20 protein-coding genes are annotated in these 25,589 nt (G+C 50.6%); 6 read left to right on the top strand and 14 right to left on the bottom strand.

Annotation, left to right across the window (positions count from 1 at the left end; genetic code table 11):
* Nucleotides 1-36 precede the first annotated feature (36 nt).
* The 5 genes from ACO0LD_RS02410 to ACO0LD_RS02390 form a co-directional block, all read right to left on the bottom strand.
* Nucleotides 37-393 (bottom strand): TfoX/Sxy family protein, encoded by a 357-nt coding sequence (locus ACO0LD_RS02410; protein WP_423003344.1) that lies wholly within the window; start codon nt 391-393, stop codon nt 37-39.
* 23 nt (nt 394-416) lie between these two features.
* Nucleotides 417-926, bottom strand: coding sequence for a hypothetical protein (locus ACO0LD_RS02405; protein ID WP_423004074.1), 510 nt, complete (start codon nt 924-926; stop codon nt 417-419).
* 44 nt (nt 927-970) lie between these two features.
* Nucleotides 971-1,372, bottom strand: coding sequence for a YkgJ family cysteine cluster protein (locus tag ACO0LD_RS02400; protein ID WP_423003342.1), 402 nt, complete (start codon nt 1,370-1,372; stop codon nt 971-973).
* A 64-nt stretch (nt 1,373-1,436) separates the two neighbouring features.
* Nucleotides 1,437-2,312 carry a DMT family transporter gene (locus ACO0LD_RS02395; protein WP_423003340.1) on the bottom strand — a complete coding sequence of 292 codons (876 nt, stop codon included), beginning with the start codon at nt 2,310-2,312 and terminating at the stop codon, nt 1,437-1,439.
* A 30-nt stretch (nt 2,313-2,342) separates the two neighbouring features.
* Nucleotides 2,343-3,137, bottom strand: coding sequence for a putative hydro-lyase (locus tag ACO0LD_RS02390; protein WP_423003338.1), 795 nt, complete (start codon nt 3,135-3,137; stop codon nt 2,343-2,345).
* 141 nt (nt 3,138-3,278) lie between these two features.
* Here ACO0LD_RS02390 and ACO0LD_RS02385 point away from each other — a divergent pair, with 141 nt between their 5' ends.
* From ACO0LD_RS02385 to ACO0LD_RS02375, 3 genes are all read left to right on the top strand, one after another.
* Nucleotides 3,279-4,202, top strand: a complete 924-nt coding sequence (locus tag ACO0LD_RS02385; protein WP_423003336.1) for a LysR family transcriptional regulator — start codon at nt 3,279-3,281, stop codon at nt 4,200-4,202.
* A 283-nt stretch (nt 4,203-4,485) separates the two neighbouring features.
* Nucleotides 4,486-5,586 (top strand): serine hydrolase domain-containing protein, encoded by a 1,101-nt coding sequence (locus ACO0LD_RS02380; RefSeq protein WP_423003334.1) that lies wholly within the window; start codon nt 4,486-4,488, stop codon nt 5,584-5,586.
* A gap of 118 nt (nt 5,587-5,704) precedes the next feature.
* Nucleotides 5,705-6,499 (top strand): hypothetical protein, encoded by a 795-nt coding sequence (locus tag ACO0LD_RS02375; RefSeq protein WP_423003332.1) that lies wholly within the window; start codon nt 5,705-5,707, stop codon nt 6,497-6,499.
* A 72-nt stretch (nt 6,500-6,571) separates the two neighbouring features.
* Here ACO0LD_RS02375 and ACO0LD_RS02370 read toward each other — a convergent pair whose 3' ends face one another.
* The 4 genes from ACO0LD_RS02370 to ACO0LD_RS02355 all read right to left on the bottom strand — a co-directional run bounded on the left by ACO0LD_RS02370 (nt 6,572) and on the right by ACO0LD_RS02355 (nt 12,855).
* Nucleotides 6,572-8,320 carry a glutamine--tRNA ligase/YqeY domain fusion protein gene (locus ACO0LD_RS02370; RefSeq protein ID WP_423003330.1) on the bottom strand — a complete coding sequence of 583 codons (1,749 nt, stop codon included), beginning with the start codon at nt 8,318-8,320 and terminating at the stop codon, nt 6,572-6,574.
* A gap of 178 nt (nt 8,321-8,498) precedes the next feature.
* Complete coding sequence (locus ACO0LD_RS02365; RefSeq protein ID WP_423003328.1) at nt 8,499-9,827, bottom strand: diguanylate cyclase; 1,329 nt, start codon at nt 9,825-9,827, stop codon at nt 8,499-8,501.
* Nucleotides 9,824-10,822 carry an ABC transporter substrate-binding protein gene (locus ACO0LD_RS02360; RefSeq protein ID WP_423003326.1) on the bottom strand — a complete coding sequence of 333 codons (999 nt, stop codon included), beginning with the start codon at nt 10,820-10,822 and terminating at the stop codon, nt 9,824-9,826. The genes ACO0LD_RS02365 and ACO0LD_RS02360 overlap by 4 nt, the downstream gene beginning before the upstream one ends.
* 2 nt (nt 10,823-10,824) lie before the next feature.
* Nucleotides 10,825-12,855: a TonB-dependent receptor plug domain-containing protein gene (locus tag ACO0LD_RS02355; RefSeq protein WP_423003324.1), complete on the bottom strand. Its 2,031-nt coding sequence runs from the start codon at nt 12,853-12,855 to the stop codon at nt 10,825-10,827.
* 305 nt (nt 12,856-13,160) lie between these two features.
* Here ACO0LD_RS02355 and ACO0LD_RS02350 point away from each other — a divergent pair, with 305 nt between their 5' ends.
* Complete coding sequence (locus ACO0LD_RS02350; protein ID WP_423003322.1) at nt 13,161-13,580, top strand: hypothetical protein; 420 nt, start codon at nt 13,161-13,163, stop codon at nt 13,578-13,580.
* Between the two features lie 1,350 nt (nt 13,581-14,930).
* On the opposite strand, the gene ACO0LD_RS02345 is transcribed toward ACO0LD_RS02350, so the two are convergent.
* The 5 genes from ACO0LD_RS02345 to ACO0LD_RS02325 all read right to left on the bottom strand — a co-directional run bounded on the left by ACO0LD_RS02345 (nt 14,931) and on the right by ACO0LD_RS02325 (nt 20,293).
* On the bottom strand, nt 14,931-16,064 hold the full coding sequence (locus ACO0LD_RS02345) for a toxic anion resistance protein (protein ID WP_423003320.1): 1,134 nt from the start codon (nt 16,062-16,064) through the stop codon (nt 14,931-14,933).
* A 9-nt stretch (nt 16,065-16,073) separates the two neighbouring features.
* Nucleotides 16,074-16,781 (bottom strand): hypothetical protein, encoded by a 708-nt coding sequence (locus ACO0LD_RS02340; RefSeq protein ID WP_423003318.1) that lies wholly within the window; start codon nt 16,779-16,781, stop codon nt 16,074-16,076.
* Nucleotides 16,765-18,072, bottom strand: a complete 1,308-nt coding sequence (locus ACO0LD_RS02335; RefSeq protein WP_423003316.1) for a hypothetical protein — start codon at nt 18,070-18,072, stop codon at nt 16,765-16,767. The genes ACO0LD_RS02340 and ACO0LD_RS02335 overlap by 17 nt, the downstream gene beginning before the upstream one ends.
* 68 nt (nt 18,073-18,140) lie before the next feature.
* The gene (locus ACO0LD_RS02330; RefSeq protein ID WP_423003314.1) at nt 18,141-19,598 is read right to left on the bottom strand and encodes a hypothetical protein; all 1,458 of its coding nucleotides are present in this window, start codon (nt 19,596-19,598) and stop codon (nt 18,141-18,143) included.
* Entirely contained in the window at nt 19,595-20,293 is a 699-nt protein-coding gene (locus tag ACO0LD_RS02325) for a hypothetical protein (protein WP_423003313.1), read from the bottom strand. The genes ACO0LD_RS02330 and ACO0LD_RS02325 overlap by 4 nt, the downstream gene beginning before the upstream one ends.
* 369 nt (nt 20,294-20,662) lie before the next feature.
* Here ACO0LD_RS02325 and dnaE point away from each other — a divergent pair, with 369 nt between their 5' ends.
* Both dnaE and ACO0LD_RS02315 read left to right on the top strand, forming a co-directional pair.
* Nucleotides 20,663-24,181: a DNA polymerase III subunit alpha gene (gene dnaE / locus ACO0LD_RS02320; protein WP_423003311.1), complete on the top strand. Its 3,519-nt coding sequence runs from the start codon at nt 20,663-20,665 to the stop codon at nt 24,179-24,181.
* A gap of 4 nt (nt 24,182-24,185) precedes the next feature.
* Nucleotides 24,186-25,502: an O-antigen ligase family protein gene (locus ACO0LD_RS02315; protein WP_423003309.1), complete on the top strand. Its 1,317-nt coding sequence runs from the start codon at nt 24,186-24,188 to the stop codon at nt 25,500-25,502.
* Nucleotides 25,503-25,589 lie beyond the last annotated feature (87 nt).

Here is a 25,589-nt window from a genome sequence, read left to right as displayed (position 1 = left end):
AACGCTTGCAGCATTCCACAGCAAGCTTTTCAGGATTCAGGATTTACTTTTCCTGGTCACAAGCTTGGTCTTTTTTACGGGTACCGGCAATGCGGCAGCAGTGGCACGCGCAAGCGTAGTCAAAGCGTCGCGGTCTTCCAATAATTCACTATCGATCAGATACCAGGGCTTGGCCTGAGGGTAGGGCGGTGCTTCAGTCACCGTGCCTAATAGTTCCCGCCCGGCTGTTGTCGGTTTGATGAATAGCTGATCATCACAGATCAGCGCGAACATTTTCCCTGACGCCCCAGACATATACAGCGCATACTCGCCAAACATTTTCTTGGCGATGACATCGTCACAGGCACTCAACTGATCGAGAACAAACTCTACAAAACTTGCTTGTGATCCCATGATTTTTTCTGAAAAATTTAATCTCAGTCGGGACGGCGAAAATCATCCGCTATCCAGGCCCTGGCATTTTGCTGGTTCAATTTATAGTTAGGCCCAACCCTGACCCTGGCTAACTCGGTACTGCCAGCATCCTGTGCACTGAGCCAGGCATAGGGATCATCTTCATCAGGTACGATGTCGAGCATGATCTTGAAATCAGCTTCATCGGTAGCGACCATCAGGCTCTTGTGCAGCGTTGCATGCAATTGTTGTTCATGACGACGTATCACTTCAGATGCGGTTTTCACCAGCGTGCCAAAAGCATTCGCGTCCAGTGGTTTGGGATTCTTTTTATCGCGCCCCATGGTCCACGGGCCAACCAGGGCAGGTTCAGGTTCACCATCCTTGATCATGGCAACGGCCCAGCCTTCATCATCGTCATTCTTGATGACCTGGGCTGTCCAGCCTTTGTCGCGCCACAGGCGTGGCTCACGGATGCGGTTGTCCTCTTCCTGAGGTGCGTTATCTTCTGATGTGTATTCGTTATCGTTAATCAAAGCTGTTCCCGGTTTATTTCTTCAGGCTGCACATCCTACACTCAAGCGGCCAGTTTGTCTGAATCCTTCTTAGTAAGCACCGAGCTTGGCACCGGCAGGGCAGCCAAACCATGTTTGGCGCGGGCCTTCTGGCATTTGTCATCACCTGGTTGCACCTCACGGCAGGGGGATGGTCTTTGTTCATACATGCTGCATTTGACGACTTTGCCGACTACACCTACCAGAGCCTGGCAGTGCGGCCTGGATTGATTGGTGCCGCTTAAACAAGAATATACCGGCGTCAATGCCTGGACCATGGAATCAGCAATGCCATTGACATCTGCTTCGGCCCAATAAAATGAAACACGGTAACTGGCGCAACAGGCGCCACAATCAAGACAGGGCTCATTTTTGTTCGTAATTTGTTGGTTAGCATTTTGTTGGTCAGCAATTTGCCTTTCCATAAAAGCTGTATGAATATCGATTTGAATACCTCTAGAGGTGCTACTCCATGCATGGATTTAAAATTCAGGTTTTTATCTTGCCAGGCGGCTTGAGTGACAAAAACAATCCTCCTGATATTAACACCGCGCCAAGTAACAGGGATAAAGTCAAAGTTTCCCCCAGTACGATGATGGCCAGTGATACACCGACGATGGGCATCAGGGCTGTGAACATCGATGCCTTGGCACCCAGCTGCTTGACGGCCAGATTAAACAACAAGACCGATATCACACTCACCAGCAAGCCTTGATAAACCGCCTGCACAGCGATAGCACTGGCATCAAGCTGGAACAAGGCCGTACCAGCAAAGAAAAAATACACCGGCACATATAGCAGGCCACCCACCTGTATCACGCTGACTACCGATAGCGGGTTGGTATTCCAGCGCCGCATCAGCACCGTATAAAACGACCACATCAGGGCTGCGAGCATGAACAGCAAATCACCACGCCAGGCCCGGGCGTAAGCGCCTGACTGTGGCTGCAAAATACTGCCTGCCTTGACGATGACGACACCAACCAAAAGCAGGCTCAGTCCAAGCATGGGGATGCCGTCACGCTTATCCAGCATCAGCTTTGCCAGCAAGGACGTGAACAATGGCGTAAATGCCGGATAGATAAGCGAGCTATGCGAAGCAGGTGCCCAGTGCAGACCACCAACCAGCACCATGTTGTACACGGGGCCTGCAAGCAACAGCAAGACCAGCGCCCTGCGCCAGCCTATGCCAGCGGCATTCCACACGCCACCCCTGATAAAGAAGGGTAGCATCACCACGCCGCTGACAGCAAAACGCAATACGGTCAGGTCAAAAATATCCAGCGATGCGCGGTAACCAAAACTGGCAACCACCGGCTGCGCACCCCAGATCAATGCCACCAGCAAACCGTAAATCAAACCCATTGCGCACATCCTCTATAGAGTGGATTTTTTTCAAAGCACCGAGTAATCGCTATTGCGTAAATCCGTCAACAGCATGTGGCCAGGCGCGTGGGTAATACATAGCTCTGGTTTGGCGTGAATCAGTGCTGCCTGGGGTGTGACACCACAAGCCCAGAATACGGGTAACTCACCCTCATTGATCGTCACCGCATCACCATAATCAGGTTGGGCAAGATCAGTGATGCCTATCAATGCAGGGTCACCGATATGTACAGGCGCACCATGCACGCCAGGGAAGCGCGAGGTGATCTGTATCGCCCGTATTGCATCTGCCGCCTTCATGGGCCGCATTGTGACTACCAGAGGCCCGTGGAATGCACCTGCTGGCGAGGTTGGTATGGTTGTGCGGTACATGGGCACATTACGCCCCTGTTGTATGTGACGTATGCCTATGCCATTTTCCATCAGCGAATGCTCGAACGTGAAAGAGCAACCCAGGGCAAAGGTCACCAGGTCATCACGCCAGATATCACTGATGTCAAAAGGTTCAGTCACAAGCTCACCATTGCGGAATACGCGATAACGCGGCACATCGCTGCGGATATCAAGATCAATCCCAAGGAAAGGCATGAAAGGGTCACCAATCTCTGACACCGCAATCAAGGGACAGGGCTTGGGATTCTTTTGACAAAAGCGGTGAAAGTCGCTGGCGTCTTTTGCAGGCAGGATCACCAGGTTCACCTGTACATAACCAGGTGCCAGCCCCGAGGTTTCCTTACGCCACTCGCCACGACGCATGGCAAGGCGCAATTCTGCGGGTGACTGGGAGATAGAGGGTGAGGACATAGGTTGCTCCATAGCATGTGAATAGGGAAGGTGGTTATCAATCAGTTATGACTACCTGACGACCAGTACAACCAGTATAAAATGCGATCTTGATAGAAGATAATTGAAGTTATTGCCAATAGTTGATAAGATTTATCTATCATGCGACCCTCACTACAGCAACTTGAAACCTTTTACTGGATAGCCCGGCTGGGTGGCTTTCATGCGGCAGCCAAGCACTTGCACCTGACCCAGCCCACGATCAGCGCCAGGATCCAGGAACTGGAAGACATACTTGGTCTCAAGCTGTTTGAGCGCGGCGGCCACCGTGCCGTCATCACTCCGGTAGGGCGCGATGTGCTGGCACAGGCAGAAAAAATGCTGCGCCTGTCTGATGATCTGGAGCAAATCAGCAAGCGGCGCAACCCCATGCGCGGCCTGCTGCGCCTGGGTGCGAATGAGTCGACAGCCATGTCCGGCCTGATAGAATTGTTGGGGCGGCTAAAAGCCCAATACCCCGATGTGCGTATAGAACTGACCATTGATGTGGGGGCCAACCTCAGCCGCAAACTGAATGCCCGCGAACTCGACATCGCCATCCTCAGCGACCCCGTCTCGGCACCACATGTCGTTGATGTTGCGATAGGCCATGTAGACCTGGCATGGGTGGCATCCACCCAAACTGTACTCAATGAACAAGCCTTGCACCCTGCAGGCATGGCGGCATTGCCTGTCGTCGCCATGCCATCACCAACGACAATCTGCAATGTCGTGATGGAATGGTTCAGGCTGGCAGGCCATGAGCCAGAAAACCTCAGCATCTGCAATTCCATGGCGATGATGATCAAGCTGGTCGCAGCAGGCCACGCCATTGCCGTGCTGCCACGTGCCGTGGTCGATGCAGAAATCAAGAGTGGAATCATCCGCACACTGACAGTCAAACCACCGCTGAATCCCCTGATGTATTACGTTTCCTATCTACGGCAAGAGCAGGGGCTGGCGGATGGCAACCTCGTCACCATGGCCCGTGAAGTATTGCAGCAAAGCGGTTTGCTTTTGCCCCTGACATTGCCGTTGCCGCGTTAAAACCGCCAGCCCGCTGCGGCATCAATTGCGCTCAGGTGCGCGCAGAATCCACGAACGGTTCGTGCATTTGGTTCCTCAAAATTTCACTTTCAATCCCAAATATTGCGCTTCCGTCTCAATCTGCCAACTTGAAAAGCAGGTATTGCCTATATTGCGCCATGTGCATGCAATCAAGCCGCACCGGCGAAGGAGCAAGTTTGCCTTTGCACAGTTTTACCAGTTTGCAGATTTCACCAAGAGTGAGTCTGGGTTTCTCAATCCTGAATCAGAAAGCACAACGAACATGAAAAAAACTTACCGCCTCCTCCCTGCGAAATTACTGATGGCAACGCTGGCACTGGGTGCAATTCAGGCGCACGCGGCAACTTCCATGTCTGACGCAGACATTTTGAACATCCTCAAACAGCGCATAGATACAGACAAGAAAGGCGTCGGCCTGGTGGTTGGCATTGTCGATGAAAAAGGCAGCAGGGTGATCAGCTACGGTTATGCCAACCTGGCAGAACGTCGTCCTGTCGATGCCGATACCCTGTTTGAAATTGGTTCCGTCACCAGTGCATTTACTGGCGTGGCCATGATGGATATGGCAGAAAAAAATGAAATCAGATTAAAAGATCCACTCGCCACGTACTTGCCTGGTAGCGTCAAGGTACCCTACTATGACGACAGGAAAATCACACTCGCTGACCTGTCCTCACACCGCTCTGGCTTACCTGCGATAGCTGCCGTACCAGCAAATTCTGGCAGCGATAATCCCTATGCAGGTTTTACTGCCAACAAGGCTTATGAATTTTTGTCCAACTACGACATGAAATACGATGTCGGTAGCCGATTTGTCTATTCAAGTTTTGGCAATGGACTGTTGGGTCTGGCACTCAGTCAGCACGCCGGTACAGACTATGACACCCTGATCAAGAACCGCGTCACCACGCCTCTGGGCATGACTGCCACCAGCGTCAACCTCAATGCAGACATGCAAAAACGCATGGCAACCGGTTACAGCAGCAAAGCACAATTTGCCACTGCACCAGCCTGGAACTTCACTTCATTCGAAGGCGCAGGCGGCTTGCACTCATCTGCCAATGACATGCTTAAATTCCTTGCTGCTAATATGGACCAGACCAAGACGCCCGTAAACGGCACCATGCACAAGCTGCAGGTACCATTCGAGAGCGGCAACCGTCTCTTGTTTGTCTGGGGTGGCTATAATAATAAATTCGACAGTTCCATCCTCGGCCTGGAAGGCAAGACAGGCGGCTACAGCAGCTATATCGCCTTTGATAAAAAAGCGGGTAAGGGCGTAGTAATATTGTCGAATGCAGATGTCAGCGTCAGCGATATCGGTAACAAGATTATCAATAACGAGTTCCCGCTGGCGCAATGAGTTGATGGCTGCAGGCAGATGCGCCTGCAGCCATCAAAGAAATAAAAAATTGCAGCAGAACCATGAGGGATGGCACCGTCATGATCAATGGATGGTATGCAAGACTGTGGATACGTGAATGACATCAATACAGCAAGCATTGCTTGGAACTACCCATGTCAGGATGCGGCCTCTGTTCGTCATCCTGCTGATGCACATCCTGCTCTTCCTGGCTTTATCTCACAGCTACACTCCCCGGACAGACAAAGACGAATCTGGAACGGTCGTGACTTTCCTGACGCCTGTTGTACCGCAAGCAGATCCATTGACACCAAAAATTGAGTATCGAAAAGCAGAACATCAAGACGCAGAGCATCAAAAGCCGCCGCCTGTTGCCCAAAAAGAGTCTGCACCTTTACCCAGGGCGACAACGAATCCAGCATCAGTTGAGAAATTGCCTGCACCTCCGGCAACAGCAAAATCATTTGCCGATATAACAGCAGGCGTCGAAGCAGATGTGCCAACCAAATCCTCAGTAAATCTTGCCCAGCTTCGCTCACAGGCAACGTCAATAGCCAAAGAGTCTGCACAAAGTGAGGCCAGTGAATCTGGCTATACGGGTATTCTTGGCGATTATTACGGCAGCTATGGCGGTGCTGATACAGGTACGTTTTATATCCATGTCGATCGTGCTGGCAATATCTTTGGTTCTGCCGATTCAGGCACAGCCCATAGCAGTTTAACGATTACCGGTAAAGTATCGACAGATGGTGTCGTACAAATGACAGGGAAAGGCTTGGCAGGCTCAGCCAGTTTCGATGGCAAAATAAATCTCAAAACAGGTGCCGTGTCAGGCCACTGGAATTTGACAGGTTTTGGCAGAGGGCAATTTGCTGGTCAGCGTGCTAAAGCTTTTAGCGGCAAGTCTTATTGATGCAATAATCTGGATATTTGAGTTATAAAAAAACCCGCTAAAGCGGGTTTTGGTACGGTGTTTGAAGTTGGACTACTTCCCCCACGAATCCTTCAAAGTTGTCACCCGGTTAAACACCGGTTTCCCAACTATAGAATCCACACGATCTGCCACAAAGTAACCATGGCGTTCAAACTGCAAACGTGTATCCGGCGTAATGGTCGCCAGGCCAGGTTCTACATAGGCACGTACTACTTCCAGTGCATCCGGGTTTAGCAAGGCCATGAAGTCTTTGCCGCCCGCATCCGGGTTTGCATCAGTGAACAGACGGTCGTACAGGCGGACTTCGGCTTCCAGCGCGTCGGCGGCGTTGACCCAGTGCAGGTTGCCTTTGACTTTATAGTTGGCGCTGCCTTCGGTGCCGGATTTGCTGTCGGCAAAGTAGTTGCAATGGACGGCGATGACATTGCCGTTTTCATCCTTGTCGCAGCCTGTGCATTCAACTACGTAGCCATAGCGCAGGCGCACCTTGTTGCCAGGGAACAGGCGGAAGTAGCCTTTGACTGGCTCTTCCATGAAGTCTTCCTGTTCTATCCATAGTTCTTTGCCTATGGTGAATTCGCGGTTGCCCAGCTCAGGGTGGTGCGGATGGATAGGTGCGGTGCAGGCGATGTTTTCGCCTTCGGGGAAATTGTCGATGATCAGTTTCAGCGGGCGCAGTACGGCGGTGGCGCGTGGTGCTTTGGGGTCAAGGTCTTCGCGCAGGCAGCCTTCCAGCGTGCTGTAGTCTATCCAGCCATCAGAACGGGTGACGCCTATGCGTTCGCAGAACAGTTGCAATGACTCTGGCGTGTAGCCACGACGGCGTATGCCGACGATGGTGGGCATGCGTGGGTCGTCCCAGCCGTTGACGATATTTTGTTCTACCAGTTGGCGCAGCTTGCGTTTGCTGGTGACAACATAGGTCAGGTTCAGACGGGCGAATTCATATTGTTGCGGTACTGGTTTTTTGAAGAAACCACCTTCAGCGGCGCGTTCTATGATCCAGTCATAGAAAGGGCGGTGATCCTGGAATTCCAGCGTGCAGATTGAATGCGTGATGTTTTCTATGGCATCTGACAAAGGATGCGTGTAGTCATACATAGGATAGATGCACCAGTTGTCACCAGTACGGTGATGGTGGGCATGGCGTATGCGGTAGATGGCCGGGTCGCGCAAATTCATGTTCGGTGATGCCATGTCTATCTTGGCGCGCAGGATGTGTTCGCCATCCTTGAACTCACCTGCCTTCATGCGGCGCAGCAGGTCCAGTGATTCGGCTGGCGCACGGTCGCGGAAAGGCGAGTTCACGCCTGGCCTGGAAAAATCACCACGGTTGGTCGCCATGTCGGCAGCGCTTTGGCTGTCGACGTAGGCCAGGCCTGCGCCGATCAGGTATTCGGCGATTTCATACAGACGGTCAAAATAGTCACTCGCATAGTGCAAGTGTTCTTCGCCCTTGTTGTTCCAGTCAAAGCCCAGCCATTTGACGCTGTCCATGATGGTATCAACATATTCCTGGTCTTCTTTCTCAGGATTGGTGTCATCAAAGCGCAGATGGCAGCGGCCAGCGTAATCGCGTGCCAGGCCAAAGTTCAGGCAGATGGACTTGGCATGTCCGATATGCAAATAACCATTCGGTTCAGGCGGGAAGCGGGTGATGACCGTCGGCAAGCCATCACGGGCGTATTTGCCAGCAGCCTGGTCATTGTCGATGATGGCGCGCAGGAAGTTGGAAATTGGTGCCGGTGTTGCTGGCGTTGCAGATGCTGCATTGCTGTTATTTTTAATATCTTTGCTCATGGCGAATAACTTTGTGGGCCTTGTAAGGCACTCTAAATAGGGAGATGACAAGCATTTTACCGTAGCGCAGCATAGATGGCGCGACTGTTTGGCAAGACTAGCTTCTGGAATTCCAGTTCCCAAGAGAGTATCAGAGCGAAACTGCTCTGGGAAGTGGCAAATACGACAATGTCAAAGCTTACATTTCACTGGATTCTACGCGATTCCGCCCGCATTTCTTGGCGTGGTACAGGGCATTGTCAGCCCGCTTCATCATGTCGTTGATATTGTCGGGATGGTAATAGCTGGTGACGCCAAAGCTGGCAGTCTTTTTGCCTGCGACTTCAAATTCATGGTTGGCGATAGCGCAACGCAGTTTTTCAGCGGTGGCGATGGCGGCGTGGATGGTGGTCTCGCGGAAGATGACCAGGAATTCTTCGCCACCCCAGCGGCCCACGGCATCCATGCTGCGTACATGGTCTTGCAAGAGACGGGCGATATTGATCAAAACCTGGTCACCAGTCTGATGGCCGTGAGTGTCATTGACTTGTTTGAACAGGTCAATATCGACAATGGCGATGGAAAAGCTGGTGCCATAGCGCTGGCTGCGCTGGTGTTCTTCATCCAGTATCTGTTCCAGCTTCAGGCGGTTATACAGGCCGGTGAGCCGGTCTGTGCTTGATAATAATTCCAGGTCATGGTTGCGCAATTCCAGTTCACGGGTGCGGGCGACGACCAGGTTTTCCAGGTTGGCGTTAACTTCCATCATGGATTTATGGCTGCCTTCGAGTTTCTCGGCCATCTGGTTAAAGCCAGCTTCAAGTTCTTGCAATTCACCACCAGAATTTGCCGTGATGCGGGTATCAAGTGCGCCTTTTTCCATGCGGTGTACCCCATCCAGCAAGCGTGACAGCGGGCGGGTCAGGTCACGGCTCATGCGCAGCGCCAGTATCGAGGCACAAACCGTACCGACCAGGCCTATCAGTATGCTGAGGGCGACAAAGACATTCTTGGACTGGTGGCTGGCATGGGTGCTCAGTTCCAGGTAGACGCGGCCCAGCAGCTTTTGCTTGCCAGTCTTGTCGCTGGGGACGCGGTCAAACAAGTCAAAGGCATCTGCCTCAGATTTGCCCTGATAAATGGGGGCAGCAAAGATCAGGGATTCATGATCACCGCGCAATATCTTGCCGCTGTCGGCAGCACGTGCATGTTCAGGCCCCAGTTTGCTGGGTTTGCCGCTGACTGCCAGTACTTTATTATCGGCATCGGTGATGACCACGGCCTTGGCGTCATCTTCTTTCATGACCGATTGCGTCAAGGCCTGCAAGACTTCGCGATTGCCAGAGAAAGCACCGTATTCACTGGCCGGTGCCAATTGACGGGTGATGACGGTGCCGCGTGCCTTGATGGCCCCATCAATTTCTGTAATGCCGACGATCACCACCATCAATACCAGCAGGACAGAGATAATCCAGACTGGTGCCAAAGCCAGGAATAATATGCGATGAGCGAGTGGCCAGTTCTTCATTGGGCACGCTCCGCTAATGATTTCAATTTACGCGTCAGGCTTACTTCATCATCAATTTCCAGGCTGAGTGAACGGCTGACCTGGGTATTTACATTGACACTGAAGTGACGCGGATATTGTGGCAGAGGCAGATATACGCTGTTAGGCTGCGCCTGTATGATCTCTGCCACTTGCTGGGCGATCTGGGCGGCTGAGCTATATACGCCCGCCAAGGCACCTGCCTTGACATAGGCGGCGGAAAAACCAAACAAGGGCACTTTTTGCCGGTAGCTGGTCAGCAAGATGCTGGGGATATTATTGCGGTTATAGATGGCGGCATCGGGCAGGGCCAGCAGGCTGTCACTATTATTGAGCAGGCGGCGCAGGGCAGGCAATAATTCTGAATCATCAGTGACGGTTTCAACATTGATTTGCATGTCCATTTCTTTGGCGATGGCTGGCAAGCCGACGAGCATCTCGTTTGAATCTTTGCTGAGCAATAGCCCTGTGCGATTGCGACCTGGCATGCTGATGCGTATCAGCCCTAATTGCCTGTGCCAGGGCTGGTCAAAATAAATTGCAGAGAAATGATGCGGGTCTTGATGGCGGCCATATTGCTTTGCTATTTTTTGAAAAGTATTGCGGGGCACCAGTACATTCAAGACAGCCATGGCGGGCGGTTTTTGTGCCATGGCAGTCATGGCAGGCGTACCAACGGCAATCAGTAGCTGATTGTTGGCATTGCGCGGCAAGTCTTCGCTTTTGTAATTGTTGAGACTCAAAACCTTGATGGTATTTTTTGTCGTGTTACCCTGCGTCGGCTGACTACTGAGCAGTGTGTTTAACTGGTTGGAAAATTCAGTATAGGCAGAGCCTTCTTCACTAAGCAAGATGGTAATGTTATCTACGGCCAGAGCAGTTTGTACATAAAGCAAACTCAGGATCAAACCTATGCAATTCGCTACATATCTCAAATGCCGCAAATACCGCAGATACCGGGTTGACTGCCAATGCATGTTTAAAGGTCCAGTCTGAAATTCAGCCTCAGCGCGCGTCCTGGCAATTCATTATCGTGCCGGTATTCAAAATACCGTGCATCAGCAATGTTTTGGGCAATCAGAGAACACTCTGCTGATTTGCCACCGACTTTGAACTGGTAATTGAGCCTGCCATCAAAACGCCGGTTACCATCGATGAAGTAAGCACGGTTTTCACGCGGATTAAAATCGGTGGAATTAAACTTGGTTTTTGCGACTTGATAAGCGGCGAGACTGGTGCTCCATTGCTCATTGATTTTATGGCTGAGCAGCAGGTTGTGGTTGTATTTGGGGAGAGAATCGCTATACACGACGCCATTCACATTATCACTTTTCACCCCACCACCAGACAGACCGTAAATAAGCCGGGTCTTGTCTGTCAGTTGTGCCTTCAATTGCAATTCATAGCCACGCATGATGGCGGTGCCTGCATTCAGGTTACCGCCAGCGGCAGAGCGCTTGTTCCTGACATCGATCAACTGGCTGTAGTCATCATAGAACAGACGAAAGTCCACATCCAGATTGCCATATTTGCCTATGTAGCCTATCTCGCTCGATTTCACTCTCTCTGTCTGCATCTCTGGCAAGCCAGGATAAAACCCTGCACTGCGCCAATAGCTGTCATAGGTTTTCTCGTAGACAGAGGGTGAACGCGTGGCGCGTGAATGACTCAGGCGCAGGGTATGGCCGGGTTGCATATGCCAGTTGACCGCAACCCTGGGCGTAGTATCAGTGCCGGTATAAGTATTGTTCTCTATCATGCCACCGACATTGAAAACCAGGTCAGGGCGGGCGCGCCATTCAAGGTTGCCAAAAAAACGGCGCAGATGATAAGGGAAATCACCATACAGATACTGGTTGTCGCCTACACCCAGATAATAGGGTGCATAAGTCTGGTCATAGCGTATGCTGCCACCCCAGACCAGGCGGGCATTCTTGAATGGTGAAAAGGTGTGTTGCACTTCCAGGTCATAGCGCCGCAAGATGGCATCGCCATCACTGACGCCATCTGAATCTTTCAGGCGGGCATACACTCTTTCAACTGTATGAAAGGCTTGTACAGATAATTCGCCGCCACCTTCCAGTGCCCGGCGCCAGTGCAGCATTTCAAAATGGTTTTCAGCCCGTCTGCTGATGGCAGAGACATTATTATATTCACCCACTTCACGCGGCCCGCCGTTATAGCCGAACTGGAATTCCAGGGTGTCGGCAGAATTGACCTGGTAATCGGCGCGCAGGTTCAGATTCTGTATGGTCTTGTTGTCAAACTTATTCAGGTTCCAGAAAGTAAAAGCAGATGTTGGTCGCTGTATGCGGTCGTCCTCTCCCTTGTCTTCCCTGATGCTGGCTGTCAGGCGATAGCTCAGTGCGCCACTCTTGCCGCCATAGCGGAATATGCTTTCCTTGCGGCCATTGCCAAACGCCATGGAAATCATTGTGCCCTGGGTCTCTGCCGGGTGGCGGGTGATGATATTGATGACACCGGAATAGGAGTTGGCACCATAGCTGGCTGAATCCGGCCCCCGTATGACTTCTATGCGTTCTATGTCGTCGAGGACGATGGGCAGGTCGCTCCAGTTCACGCCGCCAAACAGGCTGGCATACACAGACCGGCCATCAATCAAGACTTGCATGCGGTCTGACGTGGTGGTGGTGACCATGCCATGATAGGCAACAGTGCTGTCTGCTGAATAATAAGGGTCGGCATGGTAAGCTACATACATGCCGGGCACCAGACGAAAAATCTCGGATAAATCCCAGGCACCAGAATCCTTGATCATTTGCCTGTCTATGATGGTGACAGCAACCGGGGCTTCATTAATGGGTTGTGACAGGCGTGAGGCAGACAAGACTACGGGCACATCGTCGAGGAAGATGGACTCTTCCCCTCCTGCCGGGTTTGCCATCGCCAGCCCCAGTCCCAGCTCTGACAGACCAGTGCCTGACAAGGCTGCTAACACGGCAAGAAATGCAGTGCTTGCTTTGAAGAGCTTTTTAGTTTCAACCGACAAGTTCAACTCCGGTATCAAAGATATTGGTAAAAAGCAACATTGCAGTGCAATGAAAATAGTGTAAATGCAAAGAGTGTTGCAAGGAAAGATTTCTTTCCTTCTTATTTATCAATATAGCGGACTGTTGTTTCCTGGTGATGAATAGTGCAAGTTCCAGCTGCATAGCTTATGCATATGGCAATAGGTAGCTGAAATGTGTCTGCGAAGTTTGTTTCATTGCAATTGTTTTACTGTGCAGATGTAAAATGGAATAAACCGATTGCCACATATTTATTGGCATTTACTTAAATTGACTTTCAAGCACGATGGAAAACAAGTTTTCACTTTTAAAAATCATAGGTTTGCCTATCTTGATTTCGATAATCAATCAGGCCTTGTTCCTGATGAGCAGTGGAGTTGACTGGCTGTATACGGGCGAACATACAGCATTAACGTATGGCGATGTAGCAAAACTGGCTTTTACCAATCAAATCAGTATCAGCCTGTTGCTTAGCCTGGTTTTAGGGATACCTGCATTGCGCGCTCTGCTCAAACGGCATAAATTGAATATGCTGAGTTGGCTCCTGGTATGGACGGGCGTGCATCTTCCTGTTCTTTATTTCATACTACATGGCCCTTTTTTTGCAGAGTTCCCGCTTGATGCTATCGTCAGTTATTTTGCCAGTATATGGGTACTGGCAATTGCCTGGTGGTGGGTGTTTTATGCAGAGGTAGTTGCCAGCTAAGTTATCAACCAAGCTGATAGCAGGCCACTTGCTTTTGTCCTAGCCTGGCTAGCTACAAAAGAGCTGGTTTTTTCTGCCCTGAAGCTAGGCGGTGCGCGCATGACCTTCATGTAAAACAGCAGACCAAATATCGCTATCAAACAAAGCACAATGAAAGCACGAGCAGGCCTGCCAGGCTTGTTGAATATTGTTGGCGTGTTGGCAGTATGACTCACCCCGCCTGCATGCTGTTCCATGATTGCGGTAGCTGCCGCCTCAATCTCCAGCGCTGGTATTGTTGTTGCAGCATCTTGCCGCTTGGGTGGTTCGGGTGGCGCAGATTGCGCAGTATTCTCATCTTTTGCCATGTTGCCGGATTTTGATGTCGCAGCCTCGCTGATACTGGCTGGTATTTCCTTGCTTCGCCTGCTGTCTGGTGCTGAGTCAGCAGGTCCGGATACCGTTTTTTCAAGCAAGAAACCGTCTATTTCACGTATGCGCATGCGCATGCGGTTCCAGACCCCCCAGGCAGCGAGCGCCGCAAAAAATAGCAAGGCGCCAATCACCAGTGTCAACACGAGTTTGACACCATGCCATAACGGGCGCTCTTGCCTTTGCAAACCATGCTGTTGTTCCCACTGTATGCCTACCTGAGTTTCCGGTTTTTGATTGAGTGCGACATCCAGGGCATGGATTACTTCAGGATTGAATTGCATTAATTCACCTGCAAGTATGGCGTCGCTGCCGCTGTTTTTTAATAATCCATAAGCCCATTTGTCGGTCAGTTGCAATAAAGGCTCAGCCTGCTGTTTCACACCTTGCGCATCCCTGGCGCGCATGGCGATTTGTGCGCGTATATATTGATTATTATTTTCTGATAAATGCATGTCTGCCAAACTTGCTTCGGCCTGGGCAAATTGCGCGCGCAAAATTTGCCTTTCCAGTTTTCCGGGAAACGCTTTGCCCAGCAGATTGGCTCCTGGCACAAACAAGGAGATTGACATCACCAGTGCTGCCACGGGAATAAAAACGATTTTGGCCGAACTGCGACCAAACGCACCGGTAGAAAAGCCCCAGATACATAATCCACCTACTGCAAAAAAAGCCAGTTGCGGCAACCAGGAAAAAAGATTTTCTGGTGCCGAAGGGGGAATATGCAGCAGCGGTACGCTGGTCTGATTCTGCGACAGATCATAGGCGCTATAAACCAGTTGAACCAGGCTGCTGAAAAATAAGTGCATGCCAAAGTAGCATGCTGGCAAAGCACCCAGCGCCAGCAATAAAGCGCGCAACTTCAGCGAAGCAAAGCGTGATCGCAGATTGTCGTGCATGCTGGCGGGTGAGGATGTTGACGTTAATGAAGCCAATTGTTCACCTTGTGCCAGGCTGATGCTGAATATGGCCGACGGGTTTTTCTTGCTGGCCCAGTTGGCGGGTAATTTCTTCGCGCATGCCTTGCAGTTGTGAACAGGCTGCGTTACGTTGTGCAATGCCATCCAGGTTGATTTGCACGACTTCCTGAACCGTACTCATGAGGCTGTCATGCACTTCTTGCAGGGTGGCGACATCAATGACCATGCGCTGATTGGCCTTGGCCGTGGCTATCGTATTGTCTTTCAATAACTTTGCATTTTCACGCAAGAATTCATTGGTGGCATCATCGATGGCATTGGCAAGTTGTACCGCATTTTTTTGCTCATTCAAAGATAATGCCAGGGTGAACTGGCGCTTCCATGCTGGTACTGTCAGTTCCTTGATGGTGTAGAATTTTTCGATCAGCATGCGGTTATTGGCTTGCACCATTCTGATCATGGGCAATTGCTGGAGTGCCGAATGCTGTAATACTCGCATGTCGGCCACTCTTTTTTCCAACGCGGCACAGGCATCCTTAAGATCCTGCACGTCCTGAGCACCTAATTGATCATCTTGCCCATTTTGTTGACTGGCACTCAGTTGCGCCAGTTTACCCGTCAGGTTTTGCCTGGCAGTTTCCCCCGCTTCTATATGCGCCCCCAATAAAGCATGCTCATGTTTGACAGACTCAAATGCCTGTCCCAGCATTTCTACCCGTTTTGCCAAACCGCCCTGCATGCTTTGCACTTCATCAAGCAGGCTGTCTATCTGGGTGCGTACGTCCTGGAATTTGACAGTGATACTGGCACCCTTGAGTTTGACCTTGTCTATCATGCCGCCTATCAAAGGGATACGTGAACGCTTGTCAGACAGGCTGCCCATATTGAGTGATTTTGCCGTGACGACTACCGCCGACAGATGGCCGCCTATCACATCCAGGTCTTTGGACCTGACTTGCTCCAGCAGAGTGTCAGTAAACTCCGCCGTTTGTTTTCCTATATCGCGGCCAAAGGCGTGGATGGCATCGAGTGAGCCACTTTCCAGTTGTTGCATCAACTCTTGCACCACTTCTTGCCTGACTGCTTCCAGCGTAATTCCTGAAACAGCGCTGTTATTCAAAGAGGTGTTGCTGGTATTGGCTAAGTTTTGCATGTGGATTCCTTAATGAATTTGGCCTGCAACCTGGCGGGAGAATAAATCGAACCCCATATTTTGCTTCCAGATCGGCAATAACAGATTACGTATTTCATGATAACGGTCTGACACCGTGACAGCATGCTGGCTGGCAACCGCATATTGTGCCTGCGTCAGTGAGGCAGCGGTGGCCATGGCTTCCAGATTACTGATCCTGCGGATCAACCTGTCCAGTTCTTCATCGATCAAATTTGCTTCGATCAGCTGGAAAGCATAAGCAGAGGAGGTCAGCAAGTGCCCCGCCTTGATATCAAGTTCCAGCAGTTTGACTTCGATGGCCATTAATTTTTGCTGATTGCGCAAAGCCTGTGCATGTTTGTGCATGTTGACATCGGCTTGCTGGCCCGCTTCGATCAGATTTTCTATGCTGAGCCGGGTGCGTTCGAAAAACACGTCTTTTTCCAGCTGTTCACCGGTAAACCAGCACCACCAGCTTGGTTTTTTTGACTGGTCTTTGAAACTGGCAATCAGAGGAATTAGTTTTTGATTGACATCCATCAGCGTGCCCGTGCTGCCGCTGATGTCTTCCAATAATTTCAAGGCATCGGCTGCATTGCTGCCAGCCTTGCGTCCCAGATCAGTGACGGCCGATTTGCCCAGTGCCAGTAATTCCTCAGCACGCTTGCTGACGATATTTTCCGGTATCTCTGCGCCTCTGTCAGTTACCTGTGCCATTGCCATTCCTTATGCTCTTGCCGGGTTTCAGATGCTGGTCTGCTTGCAAGATAATTTCCGATTTATTGTTGAGCAGTTTGCCAGTCATGGGCGTGCCTTGTTGTGCAAGCAGATTCATGATGGCTTTGCGTTCGGTTTCACTCATGGCTCGCCAGAATTCCTGGTGTATGGGCAAGCCGCGTGCCCCCGGTTTTTCTGCAATGACGCTATTTTCCTTGCCTGTACTGAGAACATCAACATTGATGGGAACCGCCATGCCCGCCAGATTGATCCAGATCTGCGTATGCTCATCACCTGTCTGGATGGCGGTATTGGGTACTTCCAGCAACTGTCCGTTGGCACGTTCAAAATTTTGCGATATTTGCAGCCACAGATTTTCAGGGAAGGCAGTTTCCCCTGTCTGTTGTTCGAGAATCACCCTGTCTCTGATGATGCTCATGGCATCATTGCCTGTCAGCCTGGCTTCTACCAGCGTGCTTCCTGTAGTACTGCCAGCCGTCACTTTTTCTATTTGTGCGGGGTACTGTTTTATTGCCCTGCCAGGTAACTGGCTTAAGGAGGAGGAAGACGCTGGCGCTGAAAATTGCAATGCCAGCACATCGCCATTTTGTATTTTTAGTACGCCCGTATGGCTGATCTGTAAACGCAAGACTGGTGGCACTGCCTGGAATTCGATTCCACTATAAGCAGGATTGTCGAGACGTAATTGTTCCTGCCCTAAAGGCCCTGCATAACTGCATGATTCCAGACCCGCTTTGTTGACTTTTCCATTCAGGGCAATTTGATAAGCCACAGTTTTGCTATTGCCTGCAACGGTTGCACTGACGACATAACCTGGGTTGCTAACCTTAAATGCCTGATCTGTTTCACCACTCGTATCTATGCTGCCCACGTCTGCCATATGTGCCAGGATATAGCTGCTTGCTTCTTGTGGTGATTTCCAATAGGTGTACCAGTCAAAGCTGAATGCCCTGGAAATACGCAATATCTTCCCTGGCGGAGTATTTAATTTTTCTACTGCTGGCAGTAATAATTTAGCCTGGTACTGACTGAAAACCTGTGTGCTTTTAGCTTGCACAGTGGCATAAGTGCATGAAGCCTCATGACAAGCAAATGCTGTCGCTGCATCGCCAGACACAGCATAAGGGGCCAGCGGGCCAGTGACTGGCAGCACGGGTTGATCGCTATGTATCCGGTTGCTTGCATAAAGCTTGAAAGCCATCGCGCCGCCAACGAGGGCGACGACGAATATGGTTTTGAGATCTTTACTTTTATTTTGGGATGTCGCCATGTTATGGTCGGCTTTGCTCATGGTGCACATAGTGCACATGATGTTTCAGGCAGATTGATGGAGCGAGATCAGGACAGGGCATCACTGAGTTCCTTCAATCTTAATTTAATCGGGTGGCTGGCTTCCAGTTCTGCATACTGGGTTTGCTGTTCAGTAATTTCATTGCGCAGCAGTTGCCAGGCTTCTTTATCGGCGGTTTTGAATGCTTGCCAGCATGCCAGGTTCATGCTGCGGGTTTTTTCGCCATTCTTACCTGTCTCACAGGTTCCCAAAGCCCAGGCAGCCCTGAATATGCCATTGTCTGCATAATTTTGGCGGATGATCTCACTGGCTTGGTTGTCTGGCAAGAGATTTTCTGCATGTGAAGTGCGTAGCACGTTGGCTATGCGTTCTATCGTGTACATTGGTGGGTACAGGTTCAGGTTGTCTTCGTCGGTGTTACTGATGCTGAGGGCCGCAATCACTTTTTTGATATAAGTGGCTGATATGGCGAAGTTGGATTTGGGAATAAACTCAATTAATACATCAATACTGTGCGGATTTCCAAGATCAGGCATGCCCAGCCAGCTTGCCAGATTGGATGGGCCTGAACCGGCAGCCGGTACCAGATAAAGCAGGCTGCCGTTGTTGGCAACAGTTGCATTGCCCTTCAGGAGTTGATTTTTGGTTTCATTGTTCATGCTGGTTTCCAGCATGACGGGCCTGCCACCTTCACTTTCCAGAGCAAGTGCAACCTGGAATTGATGACCACTGAAATCCTGCCCTTTATAGTCCAGCCATAGCAGGTTTTTATCTGCACGTACCCTGAGCTTGTTACTGACCCGTGTATTTCCCTGCATGGATACCAGCCCACGATCTTGCAAACTGCCGTGCACATGGACCAGGTCGTTAACCACGACCGGGTCTTTGCTCAGCGTCGGGAAACCTGAGGCCAGCCTTTCTTCTGCCAGACTCTGACAGTACAGCGCGGTCAAACCATCCGTACAGTTACTGCGCCAGCGATTTTCCTGTATCGCATCAACAAGGTAGCGTGCCAGCATATCTGCAGAATTGATTTCCAGCCCCCGGACAAGCAACTTTTCTGCTTCTATCCATTTGCTGCTACGTAGCAGACTGGCGATCAGATGTGAGCCAGTCGCGACACTGCCTGCTTCGGCAGAGATGACGCGATCACGGTCACTATGAGCAATCTGTAAATTGATAGTCAGAATTCTTGCTACGGGCCATTTGACTTGCTTGTTGCAGAGGATACTTTTGACTTGCTCTGTAGCCGCGGATTCTGCATTCTTACCATCAGCATTGCATGTATATGCCTGTTTGCTAAGTATGTCCTGTGCTTCTTTGGCTGGCATGCCATAGTAAGCCCACTGGTCTATCCCACCATAAGCAGCACCATGCTTGCTGGTATAGTGAACCAGAGCCTGGTCGCCTTCTTTGCTGATGCCTGGTTTATTAAAAAATGCACCCAGCACAAGCAACAATGGCAGTGCGAAGAACGCAAAAATGATGATGGTGCGCTTCTTCATTTCTGTGATCCTGTTGTCGTATCTGGCAAGCCGCTTAACTGGATTTTCCAGGTATTCCGGTTGGCGCCTGCATAATTCAGATGCAGGTATCGGCCTGAGACCGACCGTATATAACGGGCTTCGCTCGAATAAGGGATAGGTGGTTTGCTGTCTTCTATTTTTTGCAGTCTGTCTTCCACTTCTTTTGATAAAGGAGGCAAACGGTTTAACATTCTTTGAGTGGCAATCGAAACGCGAGTTCTTGCATCGCCATAAGTGATGTCTTCACGTCTGTATCCATGGCGTTTGATCAAACCGTCAAAGTGAGCGAACATGGCATTTTGGATAGCTGCATATTGGCGATCAGATCTTTCGACAGTGTCAGCATCGTGAGAAGTTATTTTGTGACCTTTTTGCTTGTCGAGATCTTCTTGCCTGGTATGGTACACGTCGAAAATGAATCCCAGATCTGCCATCAATTCCAGTTCACGCTGGCCTTCAGGCAGGACGATACCAGTTTCATGGCGTGCGTTTGGACTATTGCAAGAGCGAATTTTGGTCGAAGGTTGATAAGGCAATAGCCATTGCATACCATCAAAATCCTTGAGGCAACGTGCCAGATTGTCACTGCGGCTGTCTGCCTGGGCCGTTAGCATAAAGCCGGACAAGGCAAAAAAAACCAGAGAATTCAGATAAACGGTTGCGGGTAATTTCATTAATGCCTGTAGTAGATGGCGGTGTGACCCGGATTACACTAAGTTGTTGTTATTGCAATTTTATTTGCAATGCATATGAAATTATGATCGTTGCAATGCATTGCCAAGTATTGTCCAGGCAATTTTGCATCCGCCCAAAAAACTGTAACTAACTTAATATAGTTTTAAGAAAACTTCAATTGACGGATGTTGCTGTCAGCGAAAAAATGCGCAATTTTGCTTTATTATTTTCATTAAGATATGAACAAGGTATGGATTAGTATCTTTTAAAGTATTTAATTGATAATTTTTATGCGCGCCCGGTGCTGTCTGTCTCCAGAGAGTGGCTGAAAGCTACTGTATCCCCTGCTCAGGCTGTAAAATAGCGGTATGACTACAGAATTAATTACCTCCCCTGAAGCGAGCAATGAAGTTGCCGTGAGCAAGCCCTACGAGCCTGCCTTTGTCCACCTGCGCATCCACTCTGAATATTCGATTGTCGACGGCCTGGTGCGTATTGATGATGTCATCAAGGCAGCAGTAAAAGACAAACAGCCAGCAATGGCCATCACTGATCTGGCGAATTTGTTCGCCATGGTGAAATTTTATAAAGCCGCACGCGGCAAGGGCATGAAGCCCATCGCCGGTTGCGATGTCTGGGTCAGCAATGATGTTGACCGCGACAAGCCATCGAGGTTGCTCTTGCTGGTCAAGAACAAGCTGGGTTATTTGCAGCTTTGCGAATTGCTGGCGCAGGCCTGGCTGACAAACCAGCACAAGGGTCGAGCAGAAATCCGTTATGAATGGCTGCAGAGTATTTTTGAAGAAGGCAAGGGCGGTGGTCTCATCGCCATCTCTGGCGCGCATTTTGGCGACGTCGGTGTTGCTATCGATAATGGCAATCTTGAACTGGCTGAACAAAATGCCAGGCGCTGGGCCAGTATCTTCCCTGATCATTTTTATATAGAAATACAAAGGGCAGGCCAGGCGAACATGGACAACCATGTGCGCGCTGCCGTGGCCCTGGCTGGCAGGCTAAAATTGCCGGTGGTGGCAACTCATCCTGTGCAATTTATCAGCAAGGACGATTACACTGCCCATGAAGCGCGCGTCTGTATTGCCGAAGGCGATATGCTGGCCAATGGCCGCCGCGTACGCAGGTTCAACGAACAGCAATGCTTCAAGACCCAGGCTGAGATGGCAGAGTTATTTGCCGATTTGCCAGCAGCACTGCGCAATTCAGTTGAAATCGCCAAGCGCTGTAACCTGATGCTGGAACTGGGCAAGCCCAAGTTACCGGATTTTCCTACGCCTGAGGGCATGACCATCAATGACTTCCTGGTGCATGAATCCCAGCGTGGTCTTGAGTTCCGCCTTAATCACCTTTTCCCGAATGCAGAAAAGCGCGAGAAAGAGCGCGCCCGTTATGAGGCACGTTTGAAGTTTGAAACCGACACTATCATCAAGATGGGTTTCCCTGGTTACTTCCTCATCGTTGCTGACTTTATCCAGTGGGCAAAAAATAATGGCGTGCCGGTGGGGCCGGGCCGTGGTTCTGGTGCCGGTTCTCTGGTTGCATATTCTTTATTGATTACCGATCTTGATCCTTTGCAGTATAACTTGCTGTTCGAACGTTTCCTGAACCCAGAGCGGGTATCCATGCCCGACTTTGATATTGACTTTTGCCAGGAAGGTCGCGACCGTGTTATTCAATACGTGAAAGACCGTTATGGCAAAGAAGCTGTGTCGCAGATTGCCACATTCGGTACCATGGCTGCCAAGGGCGCGATACGCGACGTAGGCCGCGTGCTGGATTTTGGCTATATGTTTTGCGATGGCGTCTCCAAGCTGATTCCGTTCAAGCCGGGCAAGCAGGTCACGATTGCCGAAGCTATTGTTGAAGAACCCCTGCTGGCTGAGCGTCAGGAAAACGAAGAAGAAGTCAAAACCCTGCTCGACCTGGCGCAACAGGTAGAGGGCATTACCCGTAATATCGGCATGCATGCCGGTGGTGTATTGATTGCACCGGGCAAGCTGACAGATTTTTGCCCGCTCTACACTCAGGGCGGTGATTCTGGCGTGGTCTCGCAGTACGATAAAGATGACGTCGAGGCCGTGGGCCTGGTCAAGTTCGACTTTTTGGGTTTGACCACCTTGACCATCCTTGACAGGGCAGTGCGCTATATCAAGATGATGGACCCAGCCATGGCAGATTTCGATCTGGCCAAATTGCCGCTGGATGACAGGCCATCGTATGAATTGCTGACCAAGGCCAAGACGGTGGCCGTGTTCCAGCTGGAAAGCCGCGGCATGCAAGGCATGCTGAAAGATGCGCGTCCTGATCGTTTTGAAGACATTATCGCCCTGGTGGCCTTGTACCGCCCAGGTCCTATGGATCTGATCCCGGATTTTTGCAAACGTAAGCATGGTGAACGTTTCGATTATCCTGACCCACGTACCGAAGGTATTTTGTCTGAAACCTACGGCATCATGGTGTATCAGGAACAGGTTATGCAGATGGCGCAGGTAGTCGGTGGTTACTCACTCGGCGGTGCCGATTTGCTGCGTCGTGCCATGGGTAAAAAGAAAGCTGAAGAGATGGCCGAGCATCGCCAGATTTTCCGTGACGGTGCTGCCAAGGATGGTTTGCCGCAAGAAAAAGCCGATGAGATTTTCGATTTGATGGAAAAATTCGCGGGCTATGGTTTTAATAAATCCCATGCTGCCGCGTATGCCTTGCTGTCTTATCACACAGCCTATTTGAAGGCACATCATGCCGCTGCCTTCATGGCAGCGAATATGTCGCTGGCCATGGATGATACTGACAAGGTCAAGATCCTGGTCGAAGATGCGATCGATATCTGCAAGCTCAAAATGCTGCCGCCGGATATCAACCAATCTGAATACCGTTTCATGCCTGTTGCCGAAGCTGGTAAAAAATCGAGCCAGATACGCTATGGCATGGGTGCCGTCAAAGGTTCTGGCCAGAATGCGATAGAAAGCATCATCACGGCCAGAAAAGAAGGCGGGCCATTTAAGGATTTATTCGATTTCTGCAAGCGCGTCGATAAACGCCAGGTCAACCGCCGTACGGTAGAGTCCCTGATACGTGCCGGTGCCATGGATTGCCTGGGCAAAGACCGTGGCATCTTGCTGGCCACCGTTGATTTTGCATTGGAAGCAGCGATGCAGGCAGAAGCCGCAGCCAACCAGGTCAGCCTGTTTGGCGATGACGACGATTTGATCTCGCCACCAGATTATCTGGATGTAGCCGTCTGGACAGACAAGAAGCGCCTGACTGAAGAAAAACTCGCGCTGGGCTTTTACCTGTCTGGCCATCTGTTTGATTCTTATGCGCCAGAAGTACGCCAGTTCATCAAGACTACCTTGGCCAAGCTGGAGCCTTCACGCGACTTGCGACTGATTTGCGGCATCATCACAGGTGTGCGCACCCAGATGACACAGCGTGGCAAGCTGCTCATCGTCAGCCTCGATGACGGCACTGCCGTGGTTGAGGTAACGGTGTATAGCGAACTCATGGAAGAATTCAAATCCCTGTTCAAGGAAGATGAATTCCTGGCGGTGCTGGGCAAGGTGTCTGAAGACAGGTTCTCTGGCGGCTTGCGTATCTCGGCTGAAAAAGTCATGGACATAGGCCGTGCCCGCGTACAGTTTTCTCAAGGTTTGCGTTTGACTTTGACATCCAGCGCAGACACTAAAAAGCTGCAAGAGATGCTGAAGCCACATTTGAATGCCGATGGTTGCCCGGTATTGGTACGCTACCAAAACGCCAATGCCAGCGCAGAACTGTATCTGTCAGATCAGTGGCGGGTGAACCCGGACGATGTCTTGCGACAGAATCTGGGTGAGTGGCTATCCATGAAAAACGTCAAAATTGAATACGCCTGAGGCCATGAGTGCAGCCAGTGTATTGCCAACGGGTGGCGGTTCCATGCAGATGGAACCGCAAACTGGCTGGCGTCAGTTCTTGCCGCAACAGATATTAACTGGTTTGCCGTTGACCTTGTTCTTTCCCGTTGGTGTCATGTATGGCGGCGTGCTGCTGTTTTATATCAGCTTGCTGGTGTCAGGCAGTTACCTGAAAAAGATACACAGGATCAGGCAAAGCCCGATGTTGTTACCCATACTCGGCCTGAGCCTGGTCAGCATGGTGCTGGCAGCATTGCAGGATGTGCCGCCAGAAATCAGTAAAGAATTCTGGCCGGGCTTTTTGCATTACCAGACTTATTTATTTCTTTTGCCTTTCCTGACCGTCACTGCGGGCCTATGGCAAAGGCGTGCCACGTATGTATTTTTTGCTGGGGCGATATTGGCAGCGACGTTGTTCGTGGCAAATTTTTTCCATCTCTTGCCCGCCAATACTGTATTTCGCAGCTACGTGATTTATGAAGGCAATAAATCCATCTTGCTGGGCATACTGATGGCTATTGCAGCCGCCTGGATGTTGCATGACTTGCGCATGCATCGTGACCATCTGGTCTGGCGTGTGCTGGCGATTGTATATGTAGCAGCGGCGCTGGTCTTGCTGGCAAAAACCAGGACTGCCAGTCTGTTGTTTTTCCTGTTATGCGGTGTACTGATCTTGCGTCAGATGGGCTGGTCATGGCGCACTGTGGCCTTACCGGTGATCTTGCTGGCAGCACTGGGCGGCACCTGGAAATATGCATTGAGCCTGCCACCACCAACAACTTGTGAAGTGCGTCTGGTGCAAGCAGGTCCATGGGAAATCTTCAAACTGCGCAGCCTTTGCACTGTGCATCAATTGCATGATTTTTCTCAGGGACGCAAAGTCAATGATGATGGCATGCGCCTGGAACTTTACAAAATCACCAGCGAGATCATTGCAGAAGAGCCATTGACAGGCCATGGCATCGCCACCTGGATGCATCTCTATCAGCAAGAAGCCAAAGGGCTGATCAGCGCCACCATGACCACGCCACACAACGATTATCTTTTGTATTTGACCGAGGTGGGTGTAGTTGGCCTGTTGGCTTTGCTGGCGATCTGGGCGACACAATACTGGGTGGCTTACCGTATGACTGCGCATGAAAACCCCAACACCAGAGAAATGGCCATGCCCCTGCTGATGCTGACCATCGCCATGATGCTGGGTGGCATGTTCAATGCGATCTTGCGTGACGGTGTGTTTGGCATGGCTTTCATGATTTTGCTGGCGATACCGTTGGCTGGCATGCGTAATAAAAATTAGTCACGCCGCAGATAGATTATTTATGCGCAAGCTTGATTGATTAGTTGATTGATTGAGCAGCTTGCGCCAAGACAGGATATGAATTTC

This window comes from Undibacterium sp. Ji83W (assembly GCF_049340385.1).
Taxonomy (GTDB): Bacteria; Pseudomonadota; Gammaproteobacteria; order Burkholderiales; family Burkholderiaceae_D; genus Undibacterium.
The sequence above is the reverse complement of the archived record's forward strand: the minus strand, read 5'-3'. Positions and strand labels throughout refer to the sequence as shown.

Excerpts from the sequence above, each read along its gene's own strand:
- ACO0LD_RS02410 (WP_423003344.1), bottom strand. The coding sequence starts at position 393 with ATGGGATCACAAGCAAGTTTTGTAGAGTTTGTTCTCGATCAGTTGAGT.
- ACO0LD_RS02400 (WP_423003342.1), bottom strand. The coding sequence starts at position 1,372 with ATGGAAAGGCAAATTGCTGACCAACAAAATGCTAACCAACAAATTACG.
- ACO0LD_RS02395 (WP_423003340.1), bottom strand. The coding sequence starts at position 2,312 with ATGGGTTTGATTTACGGTTTGCTGGTGGCATTGATCTGGGGTGCGCAG.
- ACO0LD_RS02390 (WP_423003338.1), bottom strand. The coding sequence starts at position 3,137 with ATGTCCTCACCCTCTATCTCCCAGTCACCCGCAGAATTGCGCCTTGCC.
- ACO0LD_RS02385 (WP_423003336.1), top strand. The coding sequence starts at position 3,279 with ATGCGACCCTCACTACAGCAACTTGAAACCTTTTACTGGATAGCCCGG.
- ACO0LD_RS02380 (WP_423003334.1), top strand. The coding sequence starts at position 4,486 with ATGAAAAAAACTTACCGCCTCCTCCCTGCGAAATTACTGATGGCAACG.
- ACO0LD_RS02375 (WP_423003332.1), top strand. The coding sequence starts at position 5,705 with ATGACATCAATACAGCAAGCATTGCTTGGAACTACCCATGTCAGGATG.
- ACO0LD_RS02370 (WP_423003330.1), bottom strand. The coding sequence starts at position 8,320 with ATGAGCAAAGATATTAAAAATAACAGCAATGCAGCATCTGCAACGCCA.
- ACO0LD_RS02365 (WP_423003328.1), bottom strand. The coding sequence starts at position 9,827 with ATGAAGAACTGGCCACTCGCTCATCGCATATTATTCCTGGCTTTGGCA.
- ACO0LD_RS02360 (WP_423003326.1), bottom strand. The coding sequence starts at position 10,822 with ATGCATTGGCAGTCAACCCGGTATCTGCGGTATTTGCGGCATTTGAGA.
- ACO0LD_RS02350 (WP_423003322.1), top strand. The coding sequence starts at position 13,161 with ATGGAAAACAAGTTTTCACTTTTAAAAATCATAGGTTTGCCTATCTTG.
- ACO0LD_RS02345 (WP_423003320.1), bottom strand. The coding sequence starts at position 16,064 with ATGCAAAACTTAGCCAATACCAGCAACACCTCTTTGAATAACAGCGCT.
- ACO0LD_RS02340 (WP_423003318.1), bottom strand. The coding sequence starts at position 16,781 with ATGGCACAGGTAACTGACAGAGGCGCAGAGATACCGGAAAATATCGTC.
- ACO0LD_RS02335 (WP_423003316.1), bottom strand. The coding sequence starts at position 18,072 with ATGGCGACATCCCAAAATAAAAGTAAAGATCTCAAAACCATATTCGTC.
- ACO0LD_RS02330 (WP_423003314.1), bottom strand. The coding sequence starts at position 19,598 with ATGAAGAAGCGCACCATCATCATTTTTGCGTTCTTCGCACTGCCATTG.
- ACO0LD_RS02325 (WP_423003313.1), bottom strand. The coding sequence starts at position 20,293 with ATGAAATTACCCGCAACCGTTTATCTGAATTCTCTGGTTTTTTTTGCC.
- dnaE (WP_423003311.1), top strand. The coding sequence starts at position 20,663 with ATGACTACAGAATTAATTACCTCCCCTGAAGCGAGCAATGAAGTTGCC.
- ACO0LD_RS02315 (WP_423003309.1), top strand. The coding sequence starts at position 24,186 with ATGAGTGCAGCCAGTGTATTGCCAACGGGTGGCGGTTCCATGCAGATG.